The organism is Streptomyces sp. NPDC024555, from assembly GCF_055559335.1.
Map to the genome: position 1 here is coordinate 219,733 of NZ_JBVHKV010000012.1, position 13,957 is coordinate 233,689.

Genomic DNA, 13,957 nt, shown 5'->3' on the forward strand with positions numbered 1-13,957 from the left:
GCGCTGGCCCTGTACCAATTCTGACGCATGGCACCGACAACCGTGCCTCACCGGCGGAACCCGGCCCCGATCTCCGGCCGGAACAGCGGCCGGAAGGGACGGTGCGGTATTGACATGTCACTGGTCCAGACCGCACCGTGATCGACGGTATCGACGCCCCCGGGCGCCCCCTCCCGCCGGAAAGGTGCTCCTCGATGAGCGAAAGCAAGCTGGCCGGACAGTTCTTCGACGCAGCGATCGGCCTGCTGGAGCGCGTACGCGACGAGGAGTCCGCGACCATCGCCGAAGCGGGTGCCGCGATCGCGGACACCGTCGTGGCGGGCGGCCGGCTCTTCGCCTTCGGCGCCGGGCACTCCTCACTGGCCGCGCAGGACGTCGTCTACCGCGCCGGCGGGCTCGCCCTGATGAACCTGCTGACCGTCCCCGGCGCCCTCGGCGTCGACGTCATGCCGGCCACGCTCGGCTCCGCCCTGGAACGGGTGGACGGCCTGGCGGGCGCGGTCCTCGACTCCAGCCCCGCGACGGAGGGCGACCTCATCGTCATCATCTCGCTCTCCGGCCGCAACGCGCTGCCCGTGGAGATGGCGATGAACGCGCGGGCGCTCGGCATGAAGGTCATCGGCATCACCTCGGTCGCGTATGCGGAGAACACCCGGTCCCGGCACAGCTCCGGCGGCTTCCTGCGGGACCACTGCGACATCGTCCTCGACAGCAAGATCGCCATCGGTGACGCGGAGCTGGAGGTCGACGGCATCGAGGCACCGTTCGCCCCCGCCTCCACCGTCGTCACCAGCGCGATCATGCAGTCGATGATGGCCGCGGCGGCGGAGCGGCTGCTGGAGCACGGCGTGGAGCCGCCGCTGCTGCGCTCGGGCAACGTGGACGGCGGCCACGAGTGGAACGGGCGCGTGATGACGGAGTACGCGGACCGCATCTTCTACCGGCACTGACGCGGAAGCCGGGCGCCGCGGCTCACCCGCCCAGCGCCCGGTGCAGGTCCACCGAGGCCGCCACCCGGTCCGCCACGCTCTCCGCGTACACCGCGTCCGGGCGTTCGAAGGCGGCCCGGTGCGCGGAGCGCAGGAAGGTCACGACGCCGAGGGTCCGTCCGCGGCTGCGCAGCACGACGCACAGCGCGTGCACGGCGTCGGCGGGCCACCGCCGCTCCGCGGCCCACTCCGCGGCGTCCGCCGCCCCGGCCGAGGCACGGACCGAACCCGTGCGGTCGACCGCCTGGAGGGCGGGGTGCCCCGGCGCGTACCGGAGCGGGATGCCGCCCGCGGCGACGGGCAGACACGGCCCCGGGGCGTCGGACGGGGTCGCCGCCGCCCGCACCAGCCGCTCACCGGCCACCAGGTCGACCAGGGCGTGGTCCGCGAAACCGGCCAGCGCGTAGTCGAGGGACGAGGTGGCCGCCTCCATGGGGTCCTCGCACTCGGCGGCGGACCGCGAGGCCCGGTGCAGCTGCCCGGAGCGGAAGCGGACACGGTCCGCCTCCTGGACCGCCAGCCGCGCCGCCGTCACGTCCTGGAACAGCCAGCCGACGCCCAGCGGCACGGGCTCCTGCGCGAGCGGCGAGGCCAGCCGCAGGAAGCCGCTGCGCCAGCACCGCCGCCGGTCGCCGTCGCCGGTCCGCAGGGTCACCCAGAGGTCGGCGGGCGCGGGCGGGGCGCCCTCGGCCAGCACGTGCTGGAGCGCGCCCTCCAGGTCCTCCACCCCCTGCACGACGATCTCGCCGAGCGGCCGCCCCAGCAGGGTCGTCCGGCCCCCGCCGAGGGCGCGGGCGGCGTGCGCGTTGACGACGGTCGGGCGCAGGTCCACGTCGACGAGGACCACGCCCCAGGAGGCGTCCTCGAACAGGGCCTCACTGAGCGCGATGGCCCGTTCCAGATCGATCTGCGCGTGCACCTCGCTGAACGCGCAGTACACCCCCGCCGGCCGCCCGTCCGCGCCCCGCACCCCCGCCGACTGCGTCCGCACCAGCACCCGCCCGCCGTCCTTGCGCAACAGCGCGAACTCGTGCACCTGCCGGCCGGGCGCCCCCATCGCCCCCATCAGCCGCGCCTGCACCTCCCCCGCGTCCGCCCGCCGCACCGCCCATCCGGCGAACCCGGGCCGCCCGACGGCCTCCCCCGCGGACCAGCCGAGGATCCGCTCGGCCTCCCTGTTCCAGTGCGTGACGGTCCCGTCGGCGTCGAACGCGCACAGCGCCGCGTCCATCCCGTCCAGCAGCGCGGCCAGCAGCTCCGCCCCGGGGATCGGATCGGGACCGAGCGCGTCGGTCGTACCGCTGCTCGTGGAAGCATTCATCCCGGACCCCCTGCACGAACGTGTCCGCCGTCGCCGCACGTCAGACGCGTGCCGGACGTACTCGGCCCATTGAACTCGAACGGGGCGCGGCACAGGGCGACTTCCCCGAAATCATGCCCGGACCGGCACGGAAACCGGACGCCTTAGCACGGCGAGCGGTCCCCCGTGCTCCTTCGTTCCACGACCACACGGTCGTGCGCCGTCCCGCCGGCTGTCCGGCCTGCCCGTCCCCGGGCGACTAGCGTCTCCGACCGACACGTTGAAAGGAGATCACTCGCTCCCGCTCCCCACGACGGGCGAGCCGAGTGAACAGCCCCAGTCATCACGATCACCCATCAGAGGCAGGTGCCCTCGATGACTACGTTTCCCGCAGGTGAGCAGACCCACCGGACTGTGCTTCCTCAGCAGTCCGCACTGGAATCCGCGAGAGCAGACACCCCTGGGAGCAGGGACGAAACGGCTCACGGACACCCCGCACGCGAGCGGGACACCGGCAGGGAACATGGGCGAGGGGAGACCGACGGCGGCGGCACCCGGCCCCGTCGGCGTCACGCCGCACCGGCAGAGAACGGGGACGGTGACGTCCCGCCACCACGCACCACGTACCGCGGGGGAACCGGAGCGGGCCGGGTCTTCGTCCTGGCACGCGGCGGGGAACCGCTGATGCCGTGCCACCCCGCGCGAGCACGCGAACTGCTCGACAAGGGCCGCGCCGTCGTCGCGCGTCGTACCCCCTTCACCATCCGTCTCAGGGACCGCACCCGCACCGGGTCGGCCGTCGACGGTGTGCAGCTACGCGTCGACCCGGGCACCCGGGGCACCGGAATCGTCCTCACCGACACCAAGCGCGAGTCCCGCCCGGGAGAGGAGCCCCGCACCGTTCGACGTGGCCTCGTGTCGGTCGAACTACGGCATCGAGGCCGGCAGATCCACCTGTCCATGCGCCGCCGGGCCGGATACCGCCACCGGAGGCGCTCGGCGAACCGCCGCTACCGAGCACCCCGGTTCCGTAACCGCAGCCGCTCCCGGAGCCCTCTTCCGCCCTCCGTCCAGCACCGGGTCGACACCGTCACGGCCCTCGCCCGCCGTCTCTCCCGGTATGCGCCGGTATCCGAGATCCACATCGAGGTCACCGCCTTCGACACCCACGCCTTGACCGTGGGCCGCACCCTGACGGGTGCCGAGTACCGCAGCGGCCCCCTCACCGGGACCACGCCGCGTCTCCACCTCCTGGCCGCATACGGGCGTGCCTGCGTCTACTGCGGCGCCACCGGCATCCGTCTGAACATCGACCACGTCGAACCCCGCAGCGGTGGCGGCAGCGGCCGCCTCGGCAATCTCGTCCTCGCCTGTGTTCCCTGCAACCAGGACAAGGGATCGCAAGCGGTCCAGGACTTCCTGGCCACCCGCCCGGCCCGTCTCGCCGCACTGGGCGGACGTCTCGGAGCACCGCTGCGGGATGCCGGCATCATGAACGCGGGGCGGGGCACCGGCTCGTCGCCGCACTCGCCGCGCTCGGACCGCCGGTGCGGACCTGGCCCGCCGCCCGCACACGGACGAACCGCACGGCCGCGGGACTGCCCAAGTCCCACACCCTCGACGCGCTGTGCACAGGGGACGCGGACGGCGGGACCGATGTCGTGGTCGTCCGCGTCCCCGCGCAGATCCAGGTCGTCACCGCGACGGGACGCGGAAGCTACGCCCGCACCACCCCTGACCGGTTCGGCTTTCCCCGGCTGACGCGCACCCGCCGCAAACGGCATTTCGGCTTCGCCACCGGCGACCTCGTACGCGCCCGCATTCCCCGGGGCAGGTGGGCGGGTGCGTGGACCGGCCGTATCTCGGTGCGCGCATCCGGCAAGCACAGTCTCGCCCTGCCCGATGGCCGCATCGGGGTCTCGTACCGGCATCTCGCGCTGCTCCAGCGTGCCGACGGATACGCGTACACCTCGCGGAGCGAAGTCGTCGATTAAATCGTTTGAGCGCCTGTACCGGGGCTCCTAGGCTGACGTCACACGCGAAAGGAGGTGATCCGAAAAGTGCAGTCTTATCGGATTCGTGAGGTGGCTGCGGGCTGACAGCCCGCCGTCGCACACAGTGCACCTCGGCAGGCTGTCTGCCGAAAACCACGCAGTCACCGACCCGCAGGCTCGCCGGTAAGTCCGGCCGGCTCCTCCTCAGGGAGGGACCAGAGCCTGCGGGTTTCTGCGTGTCCGGGGGGCGGTCTGCGGGCGCTGCCGGGCCTACGGGCAGAGGCGTTCGACGTGCCAGGGGGCGTCGGAGGCGTCGCGGACGTAGCGGAGGCGGTCGTGGAGCCGGTTCTCGTGGCCCTGCCAGAACTCGATGGTGTCGGGGACGACGCGGAAGCCGCCCCAGTGCGGGGGCGCGGGGACCTTCTCGCCCTCGGGGTAGCGGGCCTCCAGATCCTCGTAGCGGTGGACCAGCTCCTCGCGGGAAGCGATCACGGAGGACTGGTCGCTGGCCCAGGCGCCCAGCTGGGAGCCGTGCGGGCGGGTGCGGAAGTAGGCGATCGTCTCCTCGCGGGGGACGCGGGCGGCGGTGCCGGTGACGATGACCTGGCGGGCCAGGGGGTGCCAGGGGAAGAGCAGTGAGACGTGGGGGTTGGCGGCGAGTTCGCGGCCCTTGCGCGACTCGTAGTTGGTGAAGAAGACGAAACCGCGCGCGTCGTACATCTTGAGCAGGACCGTGCGGGAGGAGGGGCGGCCCTCCGGGGTCGCCGTGGACACCACCATCGCGTTCGGCTCGTGGAGCACCCCGCCGGCGGCGACCTGGCGGAACCAGTGGGCGAACTGCCGCATCGGATCGGCCGCGAGGGAGTCCTCGGTGAAGGCCTCGGAGCGGTACTGCTCGCGCATCGCGGCCGGATCGGTGGTGGAATCGAAGGAGGAGTCTGCGGTGGGCACGGAGTCATCCTGCCGCAGCGGCCACGTCCACCGGGCGAGGAGGTCCGCCGACCCGACCGCGGGAATCCGGGGCTGTGCCCGACATCACGCTTCCCGGTCACGTCCCCTACCCGCCAGTATCTGGGTGGGCCCCCGTGGTCCGCCCGCCGCCGTCGACCGAGGGAGCCGCCTGATGTCCGACTTCGTACCCGGACTCGAGGGAGTCGTCGCGTTCGAAACGGAGATCGCCGAACCCGACAAGGAAGGCGGTGCGCTCCGCTACCGGGGGGTCGACATCGAGGACCTCGTCGGCCATGTCTCGTTCGGCAATGTCTGGGGTCTGCTGGTGGACGGGGCGTTCAGCCCGGGGCTGCCGCCCGCCGAGCCGTTCCCGATCCCGGTGCACTCCGGGGACATCCGGGTCGACGTCCAGTCCGCGCTGGCGATGCTCGCCCCGGTGTGGGGGCTCAAGCCGCTGCTGGACATCGACGCGTCGAGCGCCCGCGACAATCTGGCCCGCGCGGCCGTCATGGCCCTGTCGTACGTCGCGCAGTCGGCGCGCGGGCAGGGGCGGCCGATGGTCCCCCAGCGGGAGATCGACAAGGCGGACTCCGTCGTCGAACGGTTCATGATCCGCTGGCGCGGGGAACCCGATCCCCGTCATGTGAAGGCCGTGGACGCGTACTGGACGTCCGCCGCCGAGCACGGCATGAACGCCTCCACGTTCACCGCCCGGGTGATCGCCTCCACCGGGGCCGACGTGGCCGCCGCGCTCTCCGGCGCGGTCGGGGCCATGTCCGGTCCGCTGCACGGCGGTGCCCCCTCCCGCGTCCTCGGCATGATCGAGGAGATCGAGCGGACGGGCGACGCCACGGCGTACGTGAAGCAGGCCCTGGACCGCGGCGAGCGGCTGATGGGCTTCGGCCACCGCGTGTACCGGGCCGAGGACCCGCGCGCCCGCGTTCTGCGCCGCACCGCCGAGGAGCTGGGCGCGCCGCGTTTCGAGGTGGCGCGGGCCCTGGAGAAGGCCGCGCTGGAGGAGCTGCACGCGCGTCGGCCGGACCGGGTGCTGGCGACGAACGTGGAGTTCTGGGCGGCGATCGTCCTGGACTTCGCCGAGGTCCCGGCGCACATGTTCACGTCGATGTTCACCTGTGCCCGTACGGCGGGCTGGTCGGCGCACATCCTGGAGCAGAAGCGGACGGGCCGGCTGGTGCGGCCGTCGGCGCGTTACGTGGGTCCGGGGACGCGGAGCCCGCGGGAGATCCCGGGGTTCGACCAGCTTGCGGATCCGGCGAACTGAACCGCGCGAAACGAAAGGTCCGAGCGGTCACACCGGCCTCATCCGTCGCGCAGCTGTGCCGCGCCTGTGGCTGCCCTGTGTCATTTCTGCATAAGCATGAGTCGGGTATTGCGGCGAGCCTCTTTGACACGGGGCCGCTGCGGTGCCGCTCGACGTGCCGCATCGCACGGCCGGGGAGGGGGCTTCGCCCCGCTGTTGAACGCTCCGGCTGTCGCACAGGGCAGCCCCACAGCCAGTTAGGGCAACATGACGCACAAGGGACGCATCTTCCTCGCTGCCGCCGCGGTCACCGCCATGGGACTCGGACTCACGGCCTGCAACGACGGCGACGACGCGGCGGCGGCGCCGGAATCGCCGTCGGCCTCCGCCCCCGCCCCCTCCGAGCCGGCGAGCGAGAGCCCCTCCGCGGCGGCCAGCGACGAGGCCCCCGCTCCGGCCGGCGACGTCGCCGCCCCGGGCACGAAGCTCAAGGTCGGCGAGCGGGCGGTCCTTCCGTTCTCGTACGGGACCGAGAAGAAGGGCACCATCGCCGTCACCGTGACGGCGATCGAGAAGGGCGCGGAGGCCGACATGGCCCCGTTCGGTGCCAAGGCGAAGGGCATGACGCCCTACTACATCCGTATGAAGGTCGAGAACGTCGGTGGCACCGACCTCTCGTACTCGTCGCTGAAGCTGCGCGGCAAGCTGGCGGACGGCGGCCCCACGGGCGTCATCCTGATCGGTGACCTCGCGGGCAAGTGCGACAGCGAGACGGCTCCGCGTGACTTCACCACCAAGGGCGCCTCCTACGAGACCTGCTCGCTCAGCGCCACGAAGACCGACCCCATCGGGGCCGCGTCGTTCGAGGAGGGCGACACGTACCGCGACAGCCCGGTCCTCTGGACCAGCTGAGTTCCGTTCCGGTGTGCGAAGCCCCGGGCGTCCCGTCACAGGCGGGGATGCCCGGGGTTTCTGTCGTCCGGTGCGCGGTCCGGATGGCGCGCAGCACGGTTCGGGGCGGCGGTCACCCTATGACTTCGCAGGTACCCGTCCGGTGCGGGCGCTCGTTGAATGACTGGTGACCGCACACCGCCGCGTGTGCGGCCGTACCCTCGCTCAACGGGAAGGCTCGCAACGATGTCGTTGATCAAGAAGTCCGCCGTCGCCGTGGCCGCGGTGCTCGCGGCCCCGCTCGCCCTGGTGGCGACCGCCCCCGCCGCACACGCGGCGGTCGGAGACACCGCTCCCTCGTGCATCAAGCGGAATGTGCAGCGGCCCTCCAGCAACGCCTATGTCTGGATCCAGCTCACCAACAAGTGCTCGACCACCAAGAAGGTCAAGATCGTCATCTCCTGGGGGAGCGACGGTTCGTGCTGGACGATGAAGCCCGGTACGAGCCGCTCGTGGACGTACGACGGCCTCGGTGACTACGACAAGACGGTCCTCTGCTGATCCGCTCCGGTCCGCGGGAGCCTCAGGGCCGGTCGAGCCCCCATGTCTGGAGGGCGTAGGCGCGGCCCTTCTCCTCGCCCTCGATGAGGGGGATGTCGAGCAGCCGGAAGCCGGTCTTCGTGGCGACGGCGACGCTTGAGGTGTTCTCGGCCTCCAGTTCCAGGATCACCTGGTGCGCGCCCAGTTCGCCGAACGCGTACGCGGCCATGACCCGCACCGCGCGGGCGGCGAGGCCCTGTCCCCGGTGGGCCGGGCCGACGGCGTAGCCGATCTCGGTGCCTTCCGGGGAGCGCCGGAGCATGACCTCGCCGAGGGGTGCGCCGCCGTCGTGGGTGATGGCGAGGAGGACGGCGATGCCGGCGGCCCGCAGTTCGCGTGCCTTCGCGAGGCGGGTACGGGCGGCCCCGGCGTCGAAGGGGGAGACGATCGGGGTCCAGTGGGCGATGTCGGGGTGGTCGAAGAGGTCCGGCATGGCACCGAGGTCCGCCTCGTCCCAGTCGCGCAGGACGAGCCCCTCGCCCATGAGGCGGATGTGCTCGGGAAAGGCGGGGTGGGGCGAGGCGGGGGTGTCGGCGCTGCTGCTGGTCATGGGGGAACAGTAGCGGGGCGGGGTACGGGGCCGGGACCCTGCCGTCCCTTCCGGGGGGAGGGATGGCAGGGTCGACCGTCATGACGAACCACACGCCCGATGCGGCGACTTACGGTGGCGCGGACGACTGTTTCGCGCAGGCGGGCGGCGGGGCCCGTTTCGACTGGGGGCCGGTCGGTGCGCGGCGGACGGCGGCGGGGGCCTCCTGTCTGGTCGTGGTCGACGTGCTGTCGTTCACGACCTCGGTGACGGTGGCGGCGGAGGCGGGGACGCGGGTCTTCCCGTACGCGTGGCGCGACGCGTCGGCCGCCGCGTACGCGGAGGAGCGCGAGGCCGCGCTGGCGGTCGGCCGGCGCGCGGCGACGCCCGCGTCCCCGTGGTCGCTGTCCCCGGCGGCGTTGCGGGCCGCCCCGTTCGCCCCGCGTCTGGTGCTCCCCTCCCCCAACGGTTCGTCGATCGCGGCGGCGGCCGGTGACGCGACGGTGATCGCGGCCTGTCTGCGCAACGCCTCGGCCGTGGCCCGCCATCTGGTCCGGCACGGTTACGGAACGGCCGACCGCCCGGTCGCCGTCATCGCCTCCGGTGAACGCTGGCCCGACGGCAGCCTGCGCCCCGCCCTGGAGGACCTTCTCGGCGCCGGTGCCGTCCTGTCGGCCCTGCGGCGCGAGGGCGGCGGCCCGCTGTCCCCCGAGGCCGCGGCCTCGGCCGCCTGCTTCGAGGCGACCCCGGACCCCGCGACGGCCGTCGCGGACAGTGCGTCCGGCCGCGAACTCCGCGCGGGCGGCTTCTCCGAGGATGTGGTGATCGCGACGGAGACGGACGTGTGCGGGATCGTTCCGGTGCTGGTGGACGGGGCGTTCACGGGGAGCGGCAGCTCCGACAGCGGAAGGCGCGTTGCTCGATGACGACACACCCTCCGCGCGCAGGTCACCGTGGTCCGGGGGCCGCTTCCCTCCCGACCGGTCTGCCGTTCAAGCCTCCGCTCGTCAAGGCGGTGTTCAGGGACGTGACCTCGTTGCACGTCTCCCGGCCGGCCGCGTGGGCCGCCGCTTCGGTGACGCGGACCGTGCTGACGGACATTCTCGATGCGGCCACACGTACGGCGGCCGAGGAGGGCAGGAAGAGGCTGATTCCCAGGGACCTCGTTGCGGCGATCGACCGGAACGTCGAGGTGGAGGTGGGATCGGCGTGGTACCTGCACAGCCCGACCTTTCACGGTCTGTTGGGCGAGCTGCGCGACGCCGATGGTGCGCTCGTGTCGCTTCGTGAGCGCCGCGGGGCGCGTACGCCGAGTGGTGTGGCCGGTGCGCACCGGTTCGAGGCGGGGGTGCGGAGGCTGTTGGGGAGCCGGGGGGCGAGGGCGGTTCCGGCGATGGTCCGCGACCTGGACGGCATCGCGAGCGTGTTCCTGACGGACCTGGCCCGGGACGCGGCCCGCGTCGTGCGCGGGGGCGGGGGCGGGGGCGGGCGGACCGTGGGCCGGGACGACGTCCTGGCCGCTGTTCCGATGCAGTTGTTCGGCGGTCTCCGAGAACGTGCCCTCACCGAGGCGGGCGAACGGACAGTGATGTCGCCGTGATCGCTACGCTCAACGGCATGACGGACATACGTGAATTAGACGCACGTGCACTGAAGATCACCGAGTCCCTCGTCAACCAGGTGAACGCCGGCTTGCTCGATCGGCCGACGCCGTGCGGGGAGTGGACGCTGCGGCAGTTGCTGGCGCATATGACGGGTCAGAATTTCGGTTTCGCGGCAGCGGCCCGGGGAGAGACACGCGATCGCGGTGTCTGGGCCGACCGGCCGGTGGACGACGATCCCGCGGGGACGTTCGCGGCGTCGGCGGAGGAGGTGACGGCCGCGTTCGCCGAAGAGGGCGTGCTGGAGCGCTCGTTCTGGCTCCCGGAGATCCGCGGCGGTCAGCTGTTCCCCGCACGGCAGGCGATCGGCTTTCACTTCCTGGACTACGTGGTGCACGGCTGGGACGTCGCCGCATCGATCGGGGTCCGGGCCGAGTTCGACGCGGCGCTGCTGGACGCCGTGCTGCCGATCGCCGAACAGGTCCCCGCCGGTGACGCGCGGGAGCGGGAGGACGCCCAGTTCGGCCCTGTACGGGACGCGGAGGGCACGACCGATCGGCTCGGCCGGATCCTCACGCTCCTCGGACGGTCACCGGGCTGGCCGGAGAGCTGACGGTACGGGCGGGAGGCGAGCGCGGCAAGGCGCTGCCTCGTCTCCCCACGGAAGGGGTGGCTGCCCCGTCCGGCAGCCGCTTCGCCTACAGCTTCCCCCGCAGGACGACCGTCCGGTGTCCGCCCAGCGCGCGACCGAGGTCCCAGGTGAAGTCGAAGGTCAGCTCGGCCCAGTTCCAGAAGGTGAGCCCGAGGTGACCGCAGACGAAGTAGTCGTCCTCCCAGGTCCAGCGGTCGATCCCGGAAGACCGTTCGCAGGTGGGGCAGTCGACGAGGCCGGGGCCGCCGCCCTCGCTCCACTCCTCGAAAGTGCCTCTGAACGGGTCCCAGGCTCCGTCGATCTCATTCCAGCTGTCGTCCACGAAGCGGACGTCGGTCTGACAGAGCGGACAGCGGGCGGCTTCCGGTTCGCCCTGGCCGCTGTCGAAGACGGTGCGCCCGGTCTCGATGCGGAGCCCGTTGGACCACAGGTTCACGGGCTCCGGATCGTCCACGGCACGGGCGTACTGCGGCCCGGGGGCATGCCCGAAGCCGCCTCCGCCGAGCACACAGTCCGTACGCTCGGCGACGACGATCCCCTCGCCCACCAGCCAGTCGAGCGCGCGCACGCCCAGCGCGGCGGCCTCCTCCTCGGTGGCGTCGAGGTCGACGACGGTCTGGAAGTAGTCCCCCACGTCCGGCCCGCCGCCCTCTCAGTACCCGACGTGCGCGGTGAACGCCGCCCACGCGGCGGGCGCGATGCCCAGTTCGGGGCCGTCGGGGTTCTTGGAGTCACGGACGTGGATGGTGGAGGGGTGAGCGGCGACCTCCACGCACTGGCCGCCCTCGCTCCCGCTGTAGCTCGACTTCCGCCACTCGTAGGCGACTTCGAGGCACGCCCCACCCTCGCTGCCGCTGTAACTGGACTTGAACCACACACGTGCAGTGCTCATCGGTCTCCCAGCAAACGATCCAACAGCCTCAGGGTCTCCTCAGGACTGAGGGCCTGAGCTCGCAGCATCGCATATTTCTGGGCGAGGATGCTGATCTCATCGGGGTCTGCGACGAGCATGCTCCCGCGCTGCGTTTCGGAGTACGCGAGCTGCTGATAGTCAGGCGTCTCCAGGAGAATAAACGGCCCGTCCAGCCCTGCATGAACCCGCGAACTCAGCGGCAGAACCTGAATGCTCACCCCCGGAAGCTCGGCGCACGCGCGCAGGAAGCGCAACTGCTCCCTGTGCCCCTCGTCATCGAGGAGTTGCAGCATCAGCACCGGTTCCCAGATGACAAAGCTGATGGTCGGGGGCGACGCCCGCCGCAGGATCTCCTGTCGCTCTAAACGGGAGGCGGTCTGGTCCGCGATCTTCTCCTCGCTGAACACGGGAACCCGGTTCCGGAACACCGCCCGCGCATACGCCTCCGTCTGGAGCAGCCCCGGCAGCACCTGGTTGTCGAACCAGGAGAGGGACAGCGCCGTCCGTTCCAGGTCCATGTACTGCTCGGCCCAGGCCGGGATGAGGTCGATCTCCGGCAGGTGCTTCACGGCGGTTTCGAGGGCGCCCTTGGTGGAGAGCAGCTCGTCCAGCCGGATCGCCAGGTCGGGTACGAGGGCGCGGCGGCCCTGTTCGATCGAGGCGATGGTTTCGACCTGGACTCCTACGAGGTCGGCCAGTTGTGCCTGGGTCAGCCGGGCTTCGACGCGGAAGCGGGCGACCAGTTTGCCTACGAGCTTCATGGCCGACGCGTTCTTGCGCTGCCAGTTCCTGGGGTGCATACGGTCCCCATTGCCCATGCCGAGGCGCACTTCACGCCTGCCCGACCCGTACAAGAAATCTGTACGGGTGGAGGCGCAGGGGACACCCCGAAGCTCGGGGCTCGGCACTCGAAACCCGGGCTTCGGGCGTCGAGCTTCGGGACCCCGCCGTACGCCTGCGCTCGCAGCACCACCGCAGGTCGGCCCGGGGCTCGGATCTTGGGTTACGGGCTCCGAGGCGCGAGCCGCGAGGTTCGAGCGCCGCTTTTTAACTGGGCCGGAAATACAGGGGGTTAAGGGAAACCCTCCCCGCCTCCCCTACCCGTAACGGCGAGCAAGTATGACTAATGGTGACGGCTTGCGACGGAACGTGGCGGCTGTCTACGGTGCGAGAACACAGACCAAGACGGCCCCGACAGGTGTAGACACACCCGCCGGGGCCTGACCCGAGATCAACCGACCCTAGAAAGGCCGATCTCATGGCTGCACATGACCTTAGCCCCGCCCCGCTCGCGCCCGCAGGACCGGCCCCGTACCCGATGGCCAATCCCGGTTACGGCAAGCGCGACGCCCCTGATCAACCCCCCTCCTCCCCCACCGACTTCGCTCTGCTTCCCGCGCGCGAGCGGTACATCGCCGGGTTCATCGAGCGTCTGCCCGAGGGGGCGTCGATGAGCGTGAAGAGCCTCGCCAAGCAGCTCCCGCTCTACGGCCAGCAGGCCATCGCCTCCGCCCTGAAGGCCCTCTCCGTCGCCGGACATCTGCGCCGCGTGCGCTGTGTGGTGAGCACGGGGGGCGAGGTGCGGTGGGTGTTCCGTACGTACTGGTCCCGGACGGCCCGCGACAACGCCTGGTGGGCGCGGCAGATGACGACGACGCCCGAGGCGGTGCCCGTCGCGGTGGCGGAGGCGGCGTCCGTGGCGGTGCCCGATGATGCGTACGCCCCGGAGAGCGTGCCCGTACGGGAGACCGAGGCCCTAGCCGTACCCACCCAGCGCAGGCCCAGCACGCCTCCCGCGCCTCCCGCGCTCCCGGAGCCCCCGGTCTCCCCCGCGTACCAGGCGCTCACCCAGCTCGGCCGTCTGGACGCCCGGCTGCCGCTCAGTGCGGACGACTGCGCGTATCTGGCTCCGCTGGCGGCCCAGTGGCTGGAGCGGGGTGTCAGCACGGAGTACCTCGTCCAGGCGCTGACGGCCGGGCTTCCGGCCTCGGTCGGGTCGCCCCGGGGGTTTACCCGCGACCGGCTGCTTAAGAAGATCCCGCCCGCGCAGCCGTCGGAGCCCTCCCCCGACGCCGTCACCGCGTACGCCATGCTGGAGTGCACCTCCTGCCGCATCCCCGGTCCCGCCGACGCCCTGCCCGACGGCCTGTGCCGCCCGTGCCGGGAGCCGGAGCCAGTGGCGCCCGAAGAGGTGAGCGGCGCGGAGGGCGAACGGGACGTCCACGCGCTCGTGGACGGGCTGCGGGGGATGCTCAGGAACCGGTGAGTTCCGGGCG

The 13,957-nt window shown here is 71.8% G+C and carries 15 protein-coding genes and 1 pseudogene; 10 read left to right on the top strand and 6 right to left on the bottom strand.

Features of this window, described 5'->3' with window-relative positions; translation table 11 throughout:
- The first annotated feature begins 194 nt into the window (after nt 1-194).
- Entirely contained in the window at nt 195-950 is a 756-nt protein-coding gene (locus ACZ4FH_RS22380; protein ID WP_467306792.1) for an SIS domain-containing protein, read from the top strand.
- A gap of 22 nt (nt 951-972) precedes the next feature.
- On the opposite strand, the gene ACZ4FH_RS22385 is transcribed toward ACZ4FH_RS22380, so the two are convergent.
- The gene (locus ACZ4FH_RS22385; protein WP_467306794.1) at nt 973-2,310 is read right to left on the bottom strand and encodes a PAS domain-containing protein; all 1,338 of its coding nucleotides are present in this window, start codon (nt 2,308-2,310) and stop codon (nt 973-975) included.
- A 663-nt stretch (nt 2,311-2,973) separates the two neighbouring features.
- On the opposite strand from ACZ4FH_RS22385, the pseudogene iscB reads away from it, so the two are divergent.
- Both iscB and ACZ4FH_RS22395 read left to right on the top strand, forming a co-directional pair.
- Nucleotides 2,974-3,735: pseudogene (gene iscB / locus ACZ4FH_RS22390) on the top strand (RNA-guided endonuclease IscB); the annotation flags it as partial.
- Nucleotides 3,736-3,836: 101 nt separating this feature from the next.
- A complete protein-coding gene (locus ACZ4FH_RS22395; protein ID WP_467306960.1) occupies nt 3,837-4,283 on the top strand; it encodes a hypothetical protein in 447 nt (148 codons plus the stop codon).
- Nucleotides 4,284-4,553: 270 nt separating this feature from the next.
- Here ACZ4FH_RS22395 and pdxH read toward each other — a convergent pair whose 3' ends face one another.
- Nucleotides 4,554-5,186: a pyridoxamine 5'-phosphate oxidase gene (gene pdxH, locus ACZ4FH_RS22400; RefSeq protein WP_467306954.1), complete on the bottom strand. Its 633-nt coding sequence runs from the start codon at nt 5,184-5,186 to the stop codon at nt 4,554-4,556.
- Nucleotides 5,187-5,406: 220 nt separating this feature from the next.
- Between pdxH and ACZ4FH_RS22405 the strand changes: the two genes are divergently transcribed.
- From ACZ4FH_RS22405 to ACZ4FH_RS22415, 3 genes are all read left to right on the top strand, one after another.
- Complete coding sequence (locus tag ACZ4FH_RS22405) at nt 5,407-6,516, top strand: citrate synthase 2 (RefSeq protein WP_467306796.1); 1,110 nt, start codon at nt 5,407-5,409, stop codon at nt 6,514-6,516.
- Nucleotides 6,517-6,762: 246 nt separating this feature from the next.
- Entirely contained in the window at nt 6,763-7,407 is a 645-nt protein-coding gene (locus tag ACZ4FH_RS22410) for a hypothetical protein (protein WP_467306798.1), read from the top strand.
- A gap of 225 nt (nt 7,408-7,632) precedes the next feature.
- The gene (locus ACZ4FH_RS22415) at nt 7,633-7,947 is read left to right on the top strand and encodes a beta-Ig-H3/fasciclin (protein WP_467306799.1); all 315 of its coding nucleotides are present in this window, start codon (nt 7,633-7,635) and stop codon (nt 7,945-7,947) included.
- Nucleotides 7,948-7,969: 22 nt separating this feature from the next.
- Here ACZ4FH_RS22415 and ACZ4FH_RS22420 read toward each other — a convergent pair whose 3' ends face one another.
- On the bottom strand, nt 7,970-8,536 hold the full coding sequence (locus ACZ4FH_RS22420; protein WP_467306800.1) for a GNAT family N-acetyltransferase: 567 nt from the start codon (nt 8,534-8,536) through the stop codon (nt 7,970-7,972).
- A gap of 80 nt (nt 8,537-8,616) precedes the next feature.
- Here ACZ4FH_RS22420 and ACZ4FH_RS22425 point away from each other — a divergent pair, with 80 nt between their 5' ends.
- From ACZ4FH_RS22425 to ACZ4FH_RS22435, 3 genes are read left to right on the top strand one after another with little or no spacing between them, the layout of a single operon-like run.
- The gene (locus ACZ4FH_RS22425) at nt 8,617-9,441 is read left to right on the top strand and encodes a 2-phosphosulfolactate phosphatase (RefSeq protein ID WP_467306801.1); all 825 of its coding nucleotides are present in this window, start codon (nt 8,617-8,619) and stop codon (nt 9,439-9,441) included.
- Nucleotides 9,438-10,115 (top strand): hypothetical protein, encoded by a 678-nt coding sequence (locus ACZ4FH_RS22430; RefSeq protein WP_467306802.1) that lies wholly within the window; start codon nt 9,438-9,440, stop codon nt 10,113-10,115. The genes ACZ4FH_RS22425 and ACZ4FH_RS22430 overlap by 4 nt, the downstream gene beginning before the upstream one ends.
- Nucleotides 10,116-10,132: 17 nt before the next feature.
- Nucleotides 10,133-10,729: a TIGR03086 family metal-binding protein gene (locus ACZ4FH_RS22435; protein WP_467306804.1), complete on the top strand. Its 597-nt coding sequence runs from the start codon at nt 10,133-10,135 to the stop codon at nt 10,727-10,729.
- 85 nt (nt 10,730-10,814) lie between these two features.
- Here the strand turns inward: ACZ4FH_RS22435 and ACZ4FH_RS22440 are convergent, their stop codons facing one another.
- The 3 genes from ACZ4FH_RS22440 to ACZ4FH_RS22450 are packed head-to-tail and all read right to left on the bottom strand — an operon-like array spanning nt 10,815 to nt 12,442.
- Entirely contained in the window at nt 10,815-11,402 is a 588-nt protein-coding gene (locus tag ACZ4FH_RS22440; protein ID WP_467306806.1) for a hypothetical protein, read from the bottom strand.
- 18 nt (nt 11,403-11,420) lie between these two features.
- Nucleotides 11,421-11,660 (bottom strand): DUF397 domain-containing protein, encoded by a 240-nt coding sequence (locus ACZ4FH_RS22445; protein WP_467306808.1) that lies wholly within the window; start codon nt 11,658-11,660, stop codon nt 11,421-11,423.
- Nucleotides 11,657-12,442, bottom strand: coding sequence for a helix-turn-helix domain-containing protein (locus tag ACZ4FH_RS22450; protein ID WP_467306956.1), 786 nt, complete (start codon nt 12,440-12,442; stop codon nt 11,657-11,659). Before ACZ4FH_RS22450 ends, ACZ4FH_RS22445 begins: the two co-directional genes overlap by 4 nt.
- Nucleotides 12,443-12,939: 497 nt before the next feature.
- Here ACZ4FH_RS22450 and ACZ4FH_RS22455 point away from each other — a divergent pair, with 497 nt between their 5' ends.
- Nucleotides 12,940-13,947, top strand: coding sequence for a MarR family transcriptional regulator (locus ACZ4FH_RS22455; RefSeq protein ID WP_467306809.1), 1,008 nt, complete (start codon nt 12,940-12,942; stop codon nt 13,945-13,947).
- Nucleotides 13,948-13,957 lie beyond the last annotated feature (10 nt).

What these genes read in the sequence shown, in the direction of transcription:
- ACZ4FH_RS22380 (WP_467306792.1), top strand. Translation starts at nt 195, where the DNA reads ATGAGCGAAAGCAAGCTGGCCGGACAGTTCTTCGACGCAGCGATCGGC.
- ACZ4FH_RS22385 (WP_467306794.1), bottom strand. Translation starts at nt 2,310, where the DNA reads ATGAATGCTTCCACGAGCAGCGGTACGACCGACGCGCTCGGTCCCGAT.
- pdxH (WP_467306954.1), bottom strand. Translation starts at nt 5,186, where the DNA reads ATGCGCGAGCAGTACCGCTCCGAGGCCTTCACCGAGGACTCCCTCGCG.
- ACZ4FH_RS22405 (WP_467306796.1), top strand. Translation starts at nt 5,407, where the DNA reads ATGTCCGACTTCGTACCCGGACTCGAGGGAGTCGTCGCGTTCGAAACG.
- ACZ4FH_RS22410 (WP_467306798.1), top strand. Translation starts at nt 6,763, where the DNA reads ATGACGCACAAGGGACGCATCTTCCTCGCTGCCGCCGCGGTCACCGCC.
- ACZ4FH_RS22415 (WP_467306799.1), top strand. Translation starts at nt 7,633, where the DNA reads ATGTCGTTGATCAAGAAGTCCGCCGTCGCCGTGGCCGCGGTGCTCGCG.
- ACZ4FH_RS22420 (WP_467306800.1), bottom strand. Translation starts at nt 8,536, where the DNA reads ATGACCAGCAGCAGCGCCGACACCCCCGCCTCGCCCCACCCCGCCTTT.
- ACZ4FH_RS22425 (WP_467306801.1), top strand. Translation starts at nt 8,617, where the DNA reads ATGACGAACCACACGCCCGATGCGGCGACTTACGGTGGCGCGGACGAC.
- ACZ4FH_RS22430 (WP_467306802.1), top strand. Translation starts at nt 9,438, where the DNA reads ATGACGACACACCCTCCGCGCGCAGGTCACCGTGGTCCGGGGGCCGCT.
- ACZ4FH_RS22435 (WP_467306804.1), top strand. Translation starts at nt 10,133, where the DNA reads ATGACGGACATACGTGAATTAGACGCACGTGCACTGAAGATCACCGAG.
- ACZ4FH_RS22445 (WP_467306808.1), bottom strand. Translation starts at nt 11,660, where the DNA reads ATGAGCACTGCACGTGTGTGGTTCAAGTCCAGTTACAGCGGCAGCGAG.
- ACZ4FH_RS22450 (WP_467306956.1), bottom strand. Translation starts at nt 12,442, where the DNA reads ATGAAGCTCGTAGGCAAACTGGTCGCCCGCTTCCGCGTCGAAGCCCGG.
- ACZ4FH_RS22455 (WP_467306809.1), top strand. Translation starts at nt 12,940, where the DNA reads ATGGCTGCACATGACCTTAGCCCCGCCCCGCTCGCGCCCGCAGGACCG.